At 37.6% G+C, this 18,174-nt stretch carries 13 protein-coding genes and 1 pseudogene; 13 read left to right on the forward strand and 1 reads right to left on the reverse strand.

The features are described from left to right. Positions 1-36 precede the first annotated feature (36 nt). The 7 genes from ACFJIZ_RS04085 (at position 37) to ACFJIZ_RS04115 (ending at position 8,804) form a co-directional block, all read left to right on the forward strand. Positions 37-426 carry a BlaI/MecI/CopY family transcriptional regulator gene (locus tag ACFJIZ_RS04085; RefSeq protein ID WP_379090901.1) on the forward strand — a complete coding sequence of 130 codons (390 nt, stop codon included), beginning with the start codon at positions 37-39 and terminating at the stop codon, positions 424-426. Positions 427-450: 24 nt separating this feature from the next. Beyond that, positions 451-2,382: a M56 family metallopeptidase gene (locus ACFJIZ_RS04090; RefSeq protein ID WP_379090903.1), complete on the forward strand. Its 1,932-nt coding sequence runs from the start codon at positions 451-453 to the stop codon at positions 2,380-2,382. Positions 2,383-2,519: 137 nt separating this feature from the next. Then, entirely contained in the window at positions 2,520-4,967 is a 2,448-nt protein-coding gene (locus tag ACFJIZ_RS04095) for a TonB-dependent receptor domain-containing protein (RefSeq protein ID WP_379090905.1), read from the forward strand. A 128-nt stretch (positions 4,968-5,095) separates the two neighbouring features. Next, complete coding sequence (locus ACFJIZ_RS04100; RefSeq protein ID WP_379090907.1) at positions 5,096-5,536, forward strand: NAD(P)-dependent oxidoreductase; 441 nt, start codon at positions 5,096-5,098, stop codon at positions 5,534-5,536. Next, on the forward strand, positions 5,490-5,948 hold the full coding sequence (locus ACFJIZ_RS04105; RefSeq protein ID WP_379090909.1) for an NAD(P)-dependent oxidoreductase: 459 nt from the start codon (positions 5,490-5,492) through the stop codon (positions 5,946-5,948). The genes ACFJIZ_RS04100 and ACFJIZ_RS04105 overlap by 47 nt, the downstream gene beginning before the upstream one ends. Positions 5,949-6,124: 176 nt before the next feature. Then, positions 6,125-6,328, forward strand: coding sequence for a hypothetical protein (locus ACFJIZ_RS04110; protein ID WP_379090911.1), 204 nt, complete (start codon positions 6,125-6,127; stop codon positions 6,326-6,328). 190 nt (positions 6,329-6,518) lie between these two features. After that, positions 6,519-8,804, forward strand: coding sequence for a glycosyltransferase (locus ACFJIZ_RS04115; RefSeq protein WP_379090913.1), 2,286 nt, complete (start codon positions 6,519-6,521; stop codon positions 8,802-8,804). 56 nt (positions 8,805-8,860) lie between these two features. On the opposite strand, the pseudogene ACFJIZ_RS04120 reads toward ACFJIZ_RS04115, so the two are convergent. Further along, positions 8,861-10,325 (reverse strand): annotated as a pseudogene (locus ACFJIZ_RS04120) (glycoside hydrolase family 130 protein). A 194-nt stretch (positions 10,326-10,519) separates the two neighbouring features. On the opposite strand from ACFJIZ_RS04120, the gene ACFJIZ_RS04125 reads away from it, so the two are divergent. The 6 genes from ACFJIZ_RS04125 to ACFJIZ_RS04150 all read left to right on the forward strand — a co-directional run bounded on the left by ACFJIZ_RS04125 (position 10,520) and on the right by ACFJIZ_RS04150 (position 18,126). Further along, entirely contained in the window at positions 10,520-12,292 is a 1,773-nt protein-coding gene (locus tag ACFJIZ_RS04125) for a hypothetical protein (RefSeq protein WP_379090915.1), read from the forward strand. A gap of 57 nt (positions 12,293-12,349) precedes the next feature. Further along, positions 12,350-13,534 carry a PAS domain S-box protein gene (locus tag ACFJIZ_RS04130; protein ID WP_379090917.1) on the forward strand — a complete coding sequence of 395 codons (1,185 nt, stop codon included), beginning with the start codon at positions 12,350-12,352 and terminating at the stop codon, positions 13,532-13,534. A gap of 9 nt (positions 13,535-13,543) precedes the next feature. After that, entirely contained in the window at positions 13,544-14,572 is a 1,029-nt protein-coding gene (locus ACFJIZ_RS04135; RefSeq protein ID WP_379090919.1) for a response regulator, read from the forward strand. A 105-nt stretch (positions 14,573-14,677) separates the two neighbouring features. Further along, complete coding sequence (locus ACFJIZ_RS04140; RefSeq protein WP_379090921.1) at positions 14,678-15,040, forward strand: hypothetical protein; 363 nt, start codon at positions 14,678-14,680, stop codon at positions 15,038-15,040. Between the two features lie 63 nt (positions 15,041-15,103). After that, positions 15,104-16,441 carry an oxygen-independent coproporphyrinogen III oxidase gene (hemN, locus tag ACFJIZ_RS04145; protein WP_379090923.1) on the forward strand — a complete coding sequence of 446 codons (1,338 nt, stop codon included), beginning with the start codon at positions 15,104-15,106 and terminating at the stop codon, positions 16,439-16,441. A gap of 11 nt (positions 16,442-16,452) precedes the next feature. Beyond that, on the forward strand, positions 16,453-18,126 hold the full coding sequence (locus ACFJIZ_RS04150) for a heavy metal translocating P-type ATPase (RefSeq protein WP_379090925.1): 1,674 nt from the start codon (positions 16,453-16,455) through the stop codon (positions 18,124-18,126). Positions 18,127-18,174 lie beyond the last annotated feature (48 nt).

Raw genomic sequence — 18,174 nt, forward strand, 5'->3', positions numbered from 1 at the left:
ACTTGCTTCGTACGAAAAACATCGTACCTTTGAAATATGGAAAGTAATAAAGTTGAAAATAATTTACCAGAACCTACCAAAGCAGAGTTGGAAATTTTGCAAGTGCTTTGGGAATTTGGTCCTTCTACCGTCCGTTTCATCAATGATCAACTGAACGTACAAAGGGAGGTAAATTATACATCTACATTGAAACAGATGCAGATCATGGCCGAGAAGGGGATATTGAAACGTGATGAAAGTCAGATGAAACATATCTACATTCCTGTTGAAGCCGAATCGAAAACCAAAGACCAATTGTTGGACCGTTTTGTAAATACATTATACAAAGGTTCTGCATCGCAACTGATGATGCAATTGTTGGGAAATGAAAAAACCTCTAAGGAGGATATCGAAGCGATCAAAAAAATGCTAAACGACCAAAAATAATTTAAAAATCTAAATAGAACCACAATGGATTTTAAACTCATTCACTTCTTATCAGAAAATTGGCTACATGCTGTTGGTGTTACCTTATTCCATTCACTTTGGATCGGCATTGTATTGTCTATCATTACTGCAGTTATCATATTATTGACCAGAAAATCTAGTGCCGCTTTAAGGTATCAATTACTTACATGCTGTTTATGTCTTTTTGTACTGGTAATGGGCATAACATTTTATGTTGAGTTTAATCACAATATCTTAAAAAGTTCATCATTGACCTCAACAGCACTTGAGGTTAAACTAAATCCAAATCAAGTGAAGGCCCAGCCATTGCAACAGCAACCAGCATCAATCGATATTTCGAGCAAGATGGATCAGTTGTTAAAGTTATGGAACAATTATGCCGAACAAATTGTATTGGTTTGGTTCTTGATCATCTGTGCCAAAAGTGTACATCTGTTATTGGGTTTGAACACCATTTATTACCTGAAAAGGAATAAGGTTTTTGAAGCTGGTAAATTTTGGGAGCATAAATTAGTTGAATTGACCAATAGATTAGGTATTGATCAAAAGGTTAGGATCGTTCAATCTGGTTTAGCACAAGTACCTATGGTGGCTGGTCATTTGAAACCTTTGATTCTTATTCCCCTTGGGCTGTTAAATAGTTTATCTATGGCAGAGGTAGAAGCTATTCTCTGCCACGAACTTGCCCATATCAAACGTAGAGATTACTTGGTTAATCTTTTACAGTCCTTTATAGAAATTGTGTTCTTTTTTAACCCTGCCGTTTTGTGGCTTTCTAAATTGATCAGAACAGAAAGAGAGAACTGTTGTGATGATATTGCACTTGGTTATGTAGCTGATAAAAAGAGTTATGTAAAGGCACTGCTTTCTTGTCAAGAGTTTCAGATGAACACCCCTGAATATGCAATGGCCTTAACGGGCAAAAAAAGCGAACTACTTAATCGTGTAAGTAGGATGTTGTTCAACACCAAATCAACCTTAAATAAAATGGAAAAGATAGTATTGACCCTAGCAACGGTATTTATCTTCTTGTTTTCTGCAGCTTTTAACAATGTAGAGAGTAAACAAGTTACACCTGTTAAAAAACAAACTACGGATACGGCTAAAAAGAAGCTAAAAAAATTGACTTTGACCACACCTCATACAAAGTCTTCGATCAAAAAAGAAGTAACGATTACAAATGATGATCTGACCATTGAGGATCAACAAAAATATGCGGAGGCACAAGCAGCTTATCGCAAAGCGAATGAGGAATATGCGAAACACCAGGCCCAATATGCAAAACATCAGGCCGCATATGGAGAATCGAAAGCGAATTACGAAAATGCACAGCGAAAATATAACGCTGCGCAAGACCAATACCGTAGAGATGCAAAACGATACAGCGAAGACTCGATCAGGTACGAGCGCTATAAAAAAGATAGCTACCCTCAAATACCTACTTCGCCAGCACCATTAAAACCACAGATGACCACGCCTATGCCAATCCAACCTATCATAAATCCACCAATAACTCCAACCCAGTCCCACAACCTCAAACTAAAATCATCACCAGCTACCCTTGCAGAACCTGCACCATTGTCGGAAGTAAATTTAAATCTTAACCTGAAACAGAACCTGAACCTACAGTCTTCTCCAGTTAAAGTGACTTCGCCAATCAAGACATCGGTTAAAACTGCTAGCAAAAAGAGCATTTCTGTAACAGATATTGATGGGGTAGATTCAGATGAACTGAGCGATAGGGTAAACAGCGAACTGTTAAAAGATGGGGTCATTAGCCAGACCAAACAATTATCTTATCGATTAGACAAAGATGGTCTGTATGTAAACGGCAAGAAACAGTCGGAAGAACTGCACGCCAAGTATAAAGCAAAGTACCTAAAAATAAACAGTTCTGCGCTGTTATACAATTACGAAATCGATAACAATAAGTAAGCTCAAAACACCTTAAAACTATTTTTTTATTGTTGAAACAAATCATCGACTTTTTAGTCGAATGGATAAATATTGCCAAATAAAAAACAAACGTAAAAGTAAATAGCCCAACCAAATCCCTAACCAAATCATCCTAAATGAAACTTAAATTATTTACTTTACTAGTGTGTTTCATCTTCACGCTAAATTTTGCAAGTGCTCAACAGACATCCAAAGTTTCTGGCCAATTAAAAGACAATAGCGATAAAGCAATTGAGTATGCCACAATAGTGCTTTTTAAAGCCAAGGATTCAGTTTTAGTAAAAACTACATTGAGTGAAACAGATGGGAAGTTTAGTTTCGAGCAACAGGCATATGGAACTTATCAGATCCGTATTTCGGCAATGGGCTACAACAATTACCGTACAGCTATATTTGAACTCAATGCCAATACAAATGCTGTTGACTTGGGTGTCATTAAATTGATAGCAGCACCGAATATGCTTAAAGAGGTAAGCGTAACCAAAACTAAAGCGTTTGTAGAGCGTAAAATAGACCGTACTGTGGTTAATGTTGATGCCTTGATCTCTAACGCGGGAAGCACTGCATTAGATGTATTGTCCAAATCGCCTGGTGTAAACGTAGACCAGAATGGAGCCATCAGTTTAAAAGGAAAAGGCGGTGTAAATATTTTTATAGATGACAAGCCCGCGTATCTATCTGGAGCCGATCTAGAGAATTATCTCCGTTCCTTACCTTCATCGGCATTAGACCAGATTGAGATCATGACCAATCCGCCAGCAAAATACGATGCTGCTGGTAATGCAGGTGTAATCAACATCAAAACCAAAAAGAGCAAAGTGGTTGGATTTAATGGCGGACTCAACCTTGCCTTAAATCAAGGAGAACTGAGCAGATCTAACAATAGTTTTAATTTCAATTACAGAAAAGATAAAATCAATGTATTTGGTAATTTGAGTTATAACCTCAACAACAGCTTTACCGACCTTGACCTGAACAGGACCTATAAAAATGAAAATGGGACTGTAAAATCTTACTTTAACCAAAACAGCTATTTCAAAAGACATGGCAATACTTTTTTCCTTAAAACCGGAATGGATTATTATCAGTCTGAGCAGACCACCTGGGGTGTTGTGGTAGGGGCCATGAATAGGACCTCTACACAGGTGAACAACAATACGAGTAACCTGTTTAACCCTTCAATGCAGCCAGACTCTATTATTGTGGCACGTAATGAGGATCAAATCAATTTTAAGAATGGTAGTGTAAACCTGAACATGAGGCATAAGTTTGATGGACAGGGAAAGGAATTGACATTTGATGCCGATTATATCGTGTACGATAACCAGACCGACCAGACCTATTACAATTACAGTTATTTTCCAAACCGTACTTTAAAATATCAGGATATTTTAAGAGGAGACCTGCCTTCAAATATTGACATCTACTCTTTAAAAACGGATTATACCCATCCTTTGGGTAAAACAATCAAGTTGGAAACTGGTTTAAAGTCAAGCTTTACCAAAACAGACAATATTGCTGACTATAGGAATACGGCAAATAATCAAACCAATATAGATTACGATAAAAGTAACCATTTTATCTACAAAGAACACATCAATGCAGCCTATTTGAACATGAGCAGAGAAGGTAAATATTTCTCTTTCCAAGCAGGTTTAAGGTTGGAAAATACCATTTCTAATGGCCATCAATTGGGTAATGCGATCAAGCCAGATTCGAGCTTTAAAAGAACATATACCAGTTTATTCCCTACCTTTTACGTAACCTATAAATTAGACACTGCAGGCGACAATCAATTGGGGCTTAATTATGGCAGAAGAATAGATAGATCTTATTATCAAGATCTCAATCCGTTTTTTTCGCCCCTAGATAAGTTTACTTATTATGTGGGTAATCCTTTCTTAAAACCGGCATTTACGCAGAGCATTGAGCTGTCGCATACTTATAAGAACAAATTTACCACAACTTTTGGTTACAGTAAAGTAAAAGACGATGTAAATGAAACGATTGAAATTGTGGATGGTACCTATTATAGCAGACCTGCCAACGTAGGTCGAAAAACAATCTTGAATGTGGCTATAGATGGAAATTTCAATCTAGCGAAATGGATGACCTTACATCTCTATGCAGAATTTGTAAACATCAAGTCGAGCACAGATTTTTATACAGGTTACCTAGAAACCAATGGAAATTTTTTCCGTACCACACCAAATGTACAGTTGACCTTTAGCCCTACTTGGAGTGGAGAGCTCAACTATAGATACCAGAGTAGGATAAGGGATGTGCAATTTATCATTGGTGCATACAGTGAAGCAGGTTTGGCCGTACAGAAGAAGTTAAGTCCAAAAACAACTTTAAAGCTGGCTTTGAACGATATGTTTAGAGGGCGTGTGATCAATGGTATCATCAATAATCTTGCTGCAACTGAGGCCAATTGGAAAAACAAAAGTGATTCGAGAACTGCTGTGTTAAGTTTCAGCTATCGCTTTGGTAACACATTTTCTACCAAGGCAAGATCAGAACAATCAGGTGCTGAGAGTGAAAAAAGTAGGGTAAAGAATTAAAAGATATATCAATGTAAAAGGGTAGATGCGAAAGGAAGGAATAAGTTTTAGATTAGTTATTTAGTTATCTCCCAATTTCCATCTCCCATTTTACATTACCATCTTCACATTTTATTTACTTTTGTTTCATGAATACTACTCAAATTGGTTGGATTGGACTAGGTAAAATGGGCATTCCCATGGTCCAGAATTTAATAAAGGCTACTTATCCTGTAATGGTTTACAATCGAAACCATGCTAAAACAGAAATATTTTCAACACAAGGGCTGCAAGTTGCAGAATCGCCTGCTGCTTTATTTGATAGCTGCGATGTGGTGATTCTCATGATAGCCGATGATTCGGCAGTTGAGGCGGTGTTTAATGGCTTAGATGGTTTGTTCACTTCATCAGCTACCGGAAAAATCATTATCAATATGAGCACTGTTTCGCCAGCCATCAGTAACAAGATGGCACTTTTGTGTACTGAACGTGGTAATTACTATATAGATGCCCCAGTTTCTGGAAGTGTTAAACAGGCTACAGATGGTAGTTTGGTCGATCATGGCGGGCGGTGCGCAAGTAGCTTTTGATCGTGTTAAACCAATTTTCGACTGTTTAGGTAAACTTGCATTGCACATCGGTGAGAATGGAATAGGAAACACTGCAAAATTGGCCATCAATACTTTACTGGGCTTCCATGCACAGGGTTTAGCAGAAGCGATTGTATTTGCCGAAAAAAATGGGGTTAAAACCAAAGACCTAATGGAACTGATCAACAATAGCGCTTTGGGTAATGCTTTTATGAAAATTAAGGGAGAAGCCATCTTAAATGATAACTATGAAGCAGCTTTTGCCTTGAAACATATTGCTAAAGATCTGCGTTTGGCAAAAGATGAGGGCTTAAGCTCGCCATTGGCCAACACACTGTTTGAAAGCTTCCAAAAAGCAGAAGCTGATCTAGGTGAAGAAGATATCATCTCAATTATTAAAAAATTGAAATAAATAGTCTAATAAGGATAAAAGGGTACTGATTTTATCCTATTGTGGTTCAGTTTTGTTCATTTTTACTTTTGCAAAACTTTTTAAGTATAGTCTTGTTTCTTTTAGTGTGTCTCTGATAATCAGTTAGATATGTTAGGTTTTGGAGGCTTGTTTAAACATTTAAAATTTAATCTACTATGAGAAATAAAAATTTCAGAGCAGAATTGCAACCAACAAAACGATCGACTGGTAATCGATTAGAATGGGGTGCCCATAACCCCAATTTAAAAGCTCATCATCTTGTCCATACCAAAATCAAAACGATAAACAACCAAAGTGATTGGTTAGCTGATGTAGAATATGAAGAAAGTATAAGAAATCAGAAAGATTTTGTCCGTTGACCTTTAAAAATCCTATAAAAAAGACCAATTGTTTAAAAAATAGTTGGTCTTTTTATTTTAAACCTGATTTAAATTCTCAAAATCGCATTCTTTATAGTTTTAGTCTCAAACAACTGCTTAACGGTTATTGTTAATCAGTTAGTCCATTAAAATTACCGTTCCTTTAATTGTTAAGCTTTATCCCTGAGACATGAAAATTGCATACATTTCAACCTATCCACCACGTGAGTGCGGTCTAGCCACCTTTAACTCCAATTTAATCAAAGCCATTAGTTCTAATTTTTCAGAACAGACCTTAGTAGAAACAAGCATGGTAATTGCCATGAACAATTCTGATGATCTTGAAGAATATGAATATCCTAAAGAAGTAAAATTTGTAATCAGACAAAATGTACAGGATGATTATAAAGCAGCAGCAGATTTTATCAATAACAGCGATGTAGATGCCTGTATTTTGCAACATGAATTTGGTATCTATGGAGGCGAAAACGGATTATATGTGCTGCCGTTTTTAAATGATATCGAAAAACCGATCATCTCTATTCTTCATACCATTCTAAATTCGCCAACATTTCTGCAAAAATCGATCATCAAAGAGATAGCCAAGCGTTCGTCAAAAATTGTAGTGATGAGCAATAAGGCTGTCCATTTTTTAAAGGATATCTATCAAGTTCAACAAGAAAAAATCCAAGTGATTGAACATGGAGTGCCTGATCTGGAGGCACCAATCGTTAATCCAGTAAAAGAACTTCCACAATTAAAAGGTAAAAAAATATTACTCACCTTTGGTCTGCTGAGTAGAAATAAAGGTTTGGAGACCGTTGTTAAAGCACTTCCAAGTATTGTGGCTGCTCATCCTGATGTAGTTTACGTAGTTTTGGGCAATACACATCCAGGTGTGGTTAAAAATTCTGGCGAAGAGTACCGGACGTACCTTAAACAATTGGCTGCAGAGTTGAATGTAAGCAAACATCTGGTGTTTTTAAATCGTTTTGTTGAAGAAGATGAACTCATCAACTACTTAACAGCAGCAGCCATTTACATTACGCCATATTTTAATGAGGCACAAATTACAAGTGGTACACTTTCTTATGCCATTGGTGCAGGTGCTGCGGTAGTTTCTACTCCATATTGGCATGCGCAAGAATTATTGGACAACAATAGGGGACGATTGTTCAATTTTAAAGATGATCTGGGCTTGGCCGATATTGTGAATCAATTATTAGATAATCCAGAACGGATGAGCACATTGAAAAATAATGCCTATCAGTATGGCTTACAGTTGAGGTGGCCAAAAATTGGTAAATCTTTTATCCAAGTTATTGAAAAAGCAGTTAAACATCCCGATTATAGCGAACAGATTTTACGTCAACTTACTGATCCTAGCTTAATGCCTGATCTTGATTTGGCTTATGTAAAGCTTTTAACAGACGATACGGGGATATTTCAACATGCCAAATATGGGATCCCAAATCGGAAGGAAGGCTATTGTTTAGACGACAATTCTAGAGCACTGATCATGGCTTTGATGGCTTATCAAGAAAGCAATAGTTTAGAAGCGTTAAGATTATTGCCTGTTTACATGAGCTATATCCACGATATGCAATTGGAGAATGGGAATTTTAGGAATTTCATGAGCTTTAGTCGTCAATATCTGGACGAAGAGGGAACAGACGACTCTTTTGGACGTACCATTTGGGCATTAGGCTATTTGATCCATGTCGCTCCAAATCGTTCTTATGCCGAATTTGGCTATGAGTTGTTTTTTAAAGCCATACCACATTTTAAAAATTTAACGCATTTAAGGGGTGTCTGTAATACCATTACGGGTTTAAGTTATTATTTAAGAACCCATCCTTACGATGAAAGGATCTTAAATGAACTTGATCTATTGACAAAAAAGCTGATATCGGCTTATCAGGATACTAAAGTTGAAGACTGGCATTGGTTTGAAGATAAAATGACTTACGACAATGCAATATTCCCATTGGCTTTATTCCATGTGGCAGAAATTACAGGAAATGAAGAAGTGAAAGAGATTGCGCGAGAATCATTGGCCTATCTAGAAAAATTGACATTTAACTTCAATCTATGCACTCCAGTAGGTAATGATGGTTGGCACCATAAAGGAAAAGGTCCAATGCCCTTATATGATCAACAAGCCATAGAATTGATGGCCATGGTGCTGATGTATTTTCAAGCATACAGGGTAACCCGAGAAAGCAAATACATGAAAAAGATGTTTTCAAGCTATTTATGGTTTTTGGGCGAAAACTCTTTACGAATTCCTTTGTATGATACAGAAACAAAAGGTTGTGCTGATGGTTTACAAAAAGGAGGAATCAATAGAAACCAAGGGGCTGAGAGTACATTGGCTTATTTGATCTCACATTTAACCGTATTACAGGCCTTTAAATATGATCGTCAATTAAATGGCTTTAATCCACATCATAAAGCCGTACTGGTCTTAAAATAAAAAATAAAAAAATAAGTTAAAACAGCTATCCTAAGCAAAATAGGATAGCTGTTTTTTTATGAAGAGGATTTTAAACGCTCTAACAATGCTTTGAGTTCTATGGTAGCAAAAGATGAAGAATAGTCCGATAGGCCATAGGGGATAATCAGTTGTCCATTGTTAACAATTGATCCACAAGAATAGACCACATTTGGTACATAACCTTCCCTTTCATCTGGGTTTGGTATCAACAAAGGTTCTGCTAACCTGCCAATCTCTTGTGTTGGATCATTAAGGTCTAATAAAGTGGCACTCAAACAATATCTTCTCATTGGCCCAACTGCATGGGTAATGATCAACCAGCCATCTTCGGTCTCTATAGGTGAGCCACAATTACCGATTTGCACAAACTCCCAACTGTATTTAGGCTCTTGCAGTTTGATCGGATTTTCCCATACATTGATTTTGTTAGAATACATGATGTAATTGTTGATCCCATCAATACGGGACAGCATGGCGTATTTACCATTGATCTTGCGAGGGAAAAGTGCTAGGTTTTTATTTTGTGCACCTGCACCAAACAAAGGACCTACCGTGAAATCGTAAAAATCTTTTGTTTTAAGCAGTTTTGGAATAATGATATGTCCATCATAAGCCGTATAGGTTGCATAATAGGTATAAGATTCGTCCTCATTTTTAAATTTGGTAAAGCGGGCGTCTTCTATTCCTTTTCGCTCAAATTCAGAAATAGGAAAGATAACCCTATCAGAAATATCTGTATCCATAGAAAAGATGATTTCGTAATAAGAGTCGGATAACCAAAGCACTTTTTCCAGTTCAACATCTTTAGCAGGATCAGGCTCTATTTCTTGGGTCTCGGCAATGATCTTTTTCAAGGTCAGGTAATCAAACTGATCCTCCAGTTTTTCGTCAAGAAGCTTTAAAACATCTTCATTGATTAAAGATGTCAATCCTTTTTCGAGAAATAGTTTTTTGTTGTAAGTGGCATTTCTGATGATTTCGGCTTCATCGATATAGTTTCCAGCAGGAATGACCGTAATGTTGTTATGCCTATCTATCAGAGCTCTTCTAAATACAATGGAAGAGATATGGCCTTCCCCAACTGCCCTGAAGCTGATGATCAATCGTTTTTCGCCTTCCTCCAGGTCGCGTTGATCTGGATACCTCGATAATAGAGGGGTTAAAAAATGCAGCTGATTCGATAGAGTATTCGTGGGTAAAGTACGAACCAATCAATAATCGTCTGTGAAGTTCAAGCTCTTTGTAATCGATGTCCATCTTTTCGAACAACGACTTTAGTTTTTTACAGTGTCTGGTTAAGATCTTTGTAATGTTCCGATGCCTTTTGGAGTATTCTTGCAGCAGGGGAGAGATGATCGTAAAAACCTGCTCATCTGTTAACGTCATTACCTTTGTAATTACATCCGTGCCCCGTTCATCACCATTAAAAAAAAATCGGGCAATTACTCTTTTTGGATCGGGGTACACTTTAACGTGTTTACGTTCTATGGGAAGTCTCATGGTTAAATATTTAAACAGATAAGTTTTAAACTCTTTAACTTAATAACAATACCATTTACCTTAATGTTTGTTTTGTTGTGGGTAAAAAGTGATATCAATCATTATTTAAGATGATATGGATACGGTAAGCTAGCTGTGTTTTGAAATAATTTTGGCTGAATTAACAGATATAGATCAATTTTATAAGACAGACAATGGCCCACCAATTTCATATCCCAGTTTTAGGTTTAGGTTACTCAATAGATACACCTTTAAAAATAGCACGTTATGGCATTTCGTCTGTTGTTTCTATTGTTGACGATGAACTGATAGAAAGAATGAGAAGGTACCATATGGAAAAGCATCAGCTCAACTATGTACATATCTTTAAAAACACGACAGACTATCGTAGCAAAAGGATAACGGCTTATTTAGATCTTTTAAATGATCTGGTCAATATCCAGTTTGACTTGCTTAAAAAGCAGGATTTTGTTGAAGGAAGTGACATTTGTAGGTATTTTGAACTGTTGCCAGAAAATAGCCAGCTTAAACAGGGTTATGATCTGATGATGGATTATCCTGAGGGACAGGCTAAACGCATTTTTCAGGATATTTTACGTAAGCGGATGAAGGTTGGTGCCATTGATGTAAATATCATGTCGAAGGTTGACAAGTTGAACTTTGATAAAGATGACCAGTATTTGGGTGATGAAAATACTGATGCACTTGCTGCTTTGCGTGGCTTTGCCAAAAGTAAGGTACAATCTTCAATAGTATTGTCTGCAGGGATGAACCCACGTCTTTACAGTTACTTGACCGCATTTGACGATTTTTATCCAGATCAGACGGGCACATTCAAAAAGAAGATCATTTTAAAAGTAAGTGATTTTCGTTCGGCATTTATCCAGGCTAAATTTTTGGCAAAGAAAGGTTTGTGGGTTGCCGAGTTTAGGATCGAGTCGGGATTGAACTGTGGCGGACATGCTTTTGCCACAGATGGATATTTGCTAGGGCCAATATTGGAAGAGTTTAAGCAGAAGAAAAACAGTATGATAGCAGAGTTATATCAACTATATGTTACTGCATTATTAGAAAGAGAGAGTGATCAAACAGCTTTGCCAGAACAACGAATAAGCGTACAAGGAGGAATAGGAACTTCGATAGAAAATGAGTTTTTACTTCAACATTATCAGGTAAATTCTACTGGATGGGGAAGTCCATTTTTGTTGGTGCCAGAAGTAACCAATGTGGATGAACAGACTTTGACACAGTTGGCCGGGTCTACCGAAAAGGATTTTTACCTAAGCAATTCATCCCCATTGGGTGTGTTGTTCAATAATTTTAAAGGTAGTAGCATAGAAGAACAAAGATTGGAAAGGATTGAAAAAGGCAGACCAGGCAGCCCTTGTACAAAGAAGTATTTGTGTACCAATACTGAATTTACGGCCCAACCCATCTGTATCGCATCTAGGGAATATCAAAACCTAAAGCTTAAACAATTACAAACCTTAGCATTGTCCGAACAAGAGTTTAAACAACAGTTTGATGCCATTACTGAAAAAGTCTGTTTATGTGAAGGGTTATGTGCATCAACGTATATTAAAACAGGAACGGCAAAAGCCAAGGAAAGTAAGGCCGTAGCGATTTGTCCAGGCCCAAATCTGGCTTATTTTTCAAATATTTATTCGTTAGAGCAGATGGTGAATCATATCTATGGCAAAGCAGATCTGTTGGCCAAAGTTAAACGGCCACATTTTTTGATCAAAGAACTTGATCTTTACATTGATTATCTGCAAACAGAGATCCAAACGCATCTTAAAGACCTGAATGATAAAAAACAAAAACAGCTCAATAAGTTTAAAATACAGCTGTTGGAAGGGATAGATTACTACAAAACACTTTTTAGTCAACAAGCACAATTGATCAGGACACAGTTTTATGATGAGCTTTTGGTTTCCGAAAACAAATTGAACAATACCGTTATTTAGGCATTTTTCGATAATCGACAATAAAAACTTGATTATATTTGGCCTATACACCGGCATATGGAAAGAGCACAATTATTAAATGCAATTATAGAGAACGCCATTGATGGAATTATTACCATTGATGACAAAGGTCTGATTGAGCATATCAATCCAGCTGCATTGGCCTTGTTTGGTTTTGAAAGAGCCGAATTGGTAGGTAAAAATGTATCGGTATTGATGCCAGAACCTGATAAGACCCGACACGACAGCTATATTTCTAATTATAACCATACTGGCGAAAGACATATTATCGGTATTGGTCGAGAAGTAACTGGAAAACGAAAAGACGGCACCATGTTTCCATTTAGGTTAGGGGTAAGTGAGGTGAAGTTTAGTGACCGCAAGATCTTTACTGGTTTTATACACGACCTCAGTAGACAAAAAGATGACGAGTTAAGGATTAAAAGTTATACCGAAGAGTTAGAGGTCAAGATCAAAGAACGTACCCAAGAATTGATCCGATCGATCAACGAACTGGAGACTGCAAAAGAACATGTAAGTGCCATGTTCGAAAAGGAAAAAGAACTGAACCAACTGAAGACACGTTTTGTTTCCATGGCTTCGCACGAGTTTAGGACACCCTTGAGTTCAATACAGTTATCTGCTTCATTAATAGATAAATATACTTTAAAGCAAGATGCTGTAAGTGTAGAGAAACATACAGCTAAAATCAAAAATTCGATCAATAACCTAACGACGATCTTAAACGATTTCCTATCTTTAGAAAAATTGGAAGCCGGTAAAGTAGAGGCCAATGCCCACTGGTTTGACATCATCCCTTTTGCCGAAGAAATAGCCGAAGAAATGCAGTTGATCTGTAAACAGAACCAATTGATCGTTTATGAGCACAAAGGTACAACCGCACAGGTGTTTTTAGACCAGAACCTACTTAAAAATTGTATCATCAACCTGATTTCTAACGCCATTAAATACTCTGGAGAAGATACAATGATCCAATTCAATAGTGTAATCAACGACAAAGAGTTGACCATTGATGTAAAGGACAATGGAATTGGTATTCCTGCAATGGATATCAATAGCCTCTTTGAACCGTTTTTTAGGGCGCACAATACGGGCGATATCCCTGGGACAGGTTTGGGGCTGAATATTGTGAAACGTTACGTAGGACTGATGAATGGAACCGTTTCTTGCGAAAGTGCACAGAACGTGGGAACTACTTTTAGGCTTCATTTTAAATTTTAGATGATCCGCATGAAAAAGGTTTTAATTATTGAAGATAACGACGATATCAGAGAAGGAACTGCCGAAATCTTAGACTTGGCAGGTTACGAGACCTATACGGCTAAAAATGGTCGTATTGGTGTGGATCTGGCTGTCAAACATATACCAGATATCATTCTATGCGACATCATGATGCCTGAGCTGGATGGTTATGGTGTGCTTTATCTTTTACAGAAGAATACACAAACAGCTACTATTCCTTTCATCTTTATGACAGCTAAGGCTGAGCGTGCTGATATGCGTAAGGGAATGGAAATGGGTGCCGACGACTATCTGACTAAACCTTTTGATGATGTAGAGCTGTTCAATGCTATTGAAAGCCGCTTAAAAAAGAGAAACAAACCTTCAGGATTTAGGTCTTCGGCTACCGACAAAGAGGCTTTATTTGCAGAACTTAAGGCCAAAGGAAAGATCAGACCCTTTGCCAATAAACAGATCATCTATGTAGAAAATGATGAACCCGCTTATCTTTATTTCATCAAAAAGGGACAAGTAAAAACATACAAACGCTCAAAAGATGGGAGAGAGCTTTCTTCAACACTTTATAACGATGGAGATTTCTTTGGCTACGAAAGCCTTTGTAATGCAACAAACTATAACGACAATTCGGCAACGATGGCAGATAGTGAACTGTTGTTGATTGCCAAGGCCGATTTTATGGATTACCTGCTCAACCATCAAGAAATTGCAGGTGCATTTATTGGTTTATTATCCGGAAGTGTGCAGGAAAAAGAAGAGCAAATGCTTAAACTGGCCTATTTTTCGGTTCGAAAACGTGTGGCTGAAGCTTTGGTACAGGTAGCTGGTAAATTTGGAGATGGAAAAGCTGATAGCTGTACGTTAAAAATATCAAGAGATGACCTGGCCGCTTTGGTGGGTACAGCTAGCGAAACTGTAAGTCGCATGTTGGCAGATTTCAAAGACGAAAAACTGATCGAAAAAAGCGGAAATGCCATCCATATCGTTTCTATAGAAAAATTAAAAAACATTAAACAATAAGTTGGTTGAGCTATTGGTTTTATGATGAAGATCACTTTTTAGCATAACCATTCTCACCAGAAGCGCTACGCTACTGCTTTAGTTTTGTATATCAATATTATGCAAATGAAAGCGATAGCTTATAACATTAAACCAGAAGAAAAAGAGTGGCTGATTGTAGCGAACTACAAAAAACACGATATCACCATTATTGCCAACAGCTTAAATGTAGACACTTTAGCTTTCGCAAATGGTAAAGAAGCCCTGATCATCTTTAATGAAGATCCTTTAGATAAGGTGTTGATTGATGGTTTAAAGTCATTAGGAATCAAATATATAGCGACTTCATCTTATGGGATAGAATCATATAGACCTTGCTGCAGCAGCAGCAGCCGGTTTAAAAATTGCCAACGTACCTTTTCTTGCCGACAACGAACTGAAGACCATGCATCAGGTCATCAAAAACCTCGACAATTGGGCCGATGGTAAATGTGTGGGTAAAGCTTGCTGTTGCCAAAACAGTTGTGCGGTTAAACCTTTAAAAGAAGGATAATGGAAACTGCATTACTAAAAAAATACAATGTAGCTGCCCCAAGATATACCAGTTATCCTACTGTGCCTTATTGGGAAAATGACAAATTTGATCAAGCAAAATGGTTTCAGGCATTATCAAAGTCTTATCATCAAAATAAGGGAGAGGGCATTAGTCTTTATATCCACTTGCCTTTTTGCGAAAGCCTTTGTACCTATTGTGGCTGCAACACCAGGATTACCAAAAACCATGCAGTAGAAAGCCCTTATATTAATGCTTTGATCAAAGAATGGGAAATGTATTGTCAATTGCTTGGCGAACGTCCGAAGCTCAAGGAATTGCATTTAGGAGGAGGAACACCCACATTTTTTAGTCCAGCACACTTAAAGCAGTTGATTTTATCCATTGTAAAGGAAGATGCAGCCGATATCGAATGTTCATTCGAAGGGCATCCAGACAATACTACATTGGCACACCTACAAACCTTATATCAACTGGGTTTTAAAAGGGTAAGTTTAGGTATTCAAGATTTTGACCCCAAAGTACAACGTTTGATCAACCGTTTTCAGACCCCGATGCAGGTGGCCACCCTTACCGATCAGGCGAGGTCTATCGGTTACCATTCGGTTAATTTTGATTCTACTTATGGTCTGCCTGGACAAACAATAGAAGGTTTGGCACAAACCATTACCGAAGTGGTCCAAATGCTGCCAGACCGCATTGCATTTTATAGTTATGCGCATGTGCCGTGGATGAAACCAGGACAAAGACATTATACAGAAAAGGATATTCCACAGGGTAATGAGAAGTTTGCACTTTATCAGCTTGGTAGGGCATTATTGATCGATGCAGGCTATGAAGAGATAGGAATGGATCATTTTGCCCTAAAAACAGATTCGCTTTACCAGGCGAGCCAAAAAGGGCAAATGCATAGAAATTTTATGGGGTATACCCATCAGCATACCCAAATTTTAATTGGTTTGGGTGTTTCGTCAATCAGCGATTGCGGAAGTGCTTTTGCACAGAATGCCAAAACCGTTGAAGGCTATAGTCAGCAAATGGCCAATCATTCATTCGCCATCGAAAAAGGCCACGTTTTAAATGAGGAAGATACAGTGATCGGCCAACACATCCTTAGCCTGATGTGTAAAAACAAAACAGAGTTCAGTCATGAAATCCCATCAGTAATTGTGGAGCGATTGGCGCCATTAATTGAAGACCAATTGGTGAAGATTGTGGGTAAGGAGGTGAGCGTTATGCCAATTGGGAAATCTTTTCTTAGAAACATCTGTATGGCATTTGATGAAAGGTTATGGCAAAAACAACCAGAAACCTCTCTATTTAGCACAGCATTATAAAATTGATAGTAATGGGAAACGAAAAAACTACAATAACCGATCAGGTATGTTACCATTGTGGTGAAACATTGTCTGGTATGGATCTCAGTATTGATGATAAACATTTTTGCTGTGTAGGTTGTAAGAGCGTTTACCAGATTTTGGCAGACAATAACATGTGTAATTATTATGCCTATAACGATACGCCCGGACAGCGATTGGATCAAAGTAAACATTACGAATATCTAGATGAAGCATCAATCATTACACAATTGATTGACTATAAAGACCCGAATTACAGCATCGTTACTTTTTATGTTCCTGCCATCCACTGCAGTTCTTGTATTTGGTTGTTAGAGCATTTGTACAAGATCAATCCTGCCATTTATAACTCTCGAATTGATTTTATTAAAAAAGAAGTAGTTATAAGCTATAAACACCAAGAAGTGTCATTAAGGCAAGTTGTCGAAATTTTGACCAATATTGGCTATGAACCTGAAATCAGCTTACAGGATGTGGTAAAAGAAAAAAGCAGCGCTGTAAATCAGACTTTGATCTTAAAAATCGCAATTGCTGGTTTTTGCATGGGCAATGTCATGTTGTTCAGTTTTCCAGAATATTTCGGATTATCAGCCATAGAGCAAGAGTTTCAATATTTATTTGGCTGGTTAAATCTAGCTTTTTCAATTCCAGTTGCCTTCTATTGTGGCAAGGAATACTTTGTTTCGGCGATCACCAGTCTCAAACACAAACACATCAATCTAGATACACCCTTAGCATTGATCATTGCAGTACTATTTATCAGAACGGCTTTATCGGCCTTGTTCAATAATGGTCCAGGCTTCGCAGATACCTTAACAGGACTGGTATTTCTATTGTTGATGGGCAAATGGGTAAAACAGCGCACTTATCACCACATCTCGTTTGATCGTGATTACCGTTCTTATTTTCCGATTGCCATTACCACACTAAAAGAAGGGAAAGAAAAGCCGGTAGCCATCAACGAATTGTGTATCGGAGACCGATTGTGGATCAGAAATGGAGAATTGGTGCCAGCAGATTCCATTTTAATGAAAGGTGATGCTTGGATGGACATGAGTTTTGTAACAGGAGAAACCGAACCTCAGCAAAAGGTATTGGGAGAGGTTATCTATGCAGGAGGTAAACAAATGGGCGAAGCCATAGAGGTTGAGATTGTTAAATTACCTTCACAAAGTTATTTAACAGGTCTTTGGAACAAAGAACATTACCAAACTAACCTTAAGCAAAACTTTAATGATGGGATTGCCAAATATTTCAGCCTTGCTGTATTTGTGATTGCTTTTGGAACCTGTGGCTATTGGCTTTTGCAGAGTGATTCTAACAAAGCTTGGGCTGCTTTTACCGCAGTGATCATTGTGGCATGTCCTTGTGTGCTGGCCTTGAGTACACCCTTTACCTTATCGGCCATTTTAGCTGTATTTGATAAAAGGGGTTTCTATGTAAAGAATACAGATGCCGTAGAGCAATTGGCCCATTGTAATGCCATTGTATTTGATAAAACTGGGACCTTAACAAGTAGTGAAAATGCAAAGATCTATTTTACAGGTGTGCTGCAGCAAGAAGAAGAAATGTTGGTGGTTTCGTTGTTACATCATTCCTCACATCCATTAAGTCGGCTGATTCTTAAAGAGTTTAAACACCGGAAAATTTTATCCCATCTCTAAATATAAAGAAATACCGGGCAAGGGGATAAGTGGGATAGTAAACAATCA

Origin of the sequence: Pedobacter sp. UC225_65, from assembly GCF_042698365.1 — a bacterium.
In the GTDB taxonomy this organism is placed as follows: domain Bacteria; phylum Bacteroidota; class Bacteroidia; order Sphingobacteriales; family Sphingobacteriaceae; genus Pedobacter.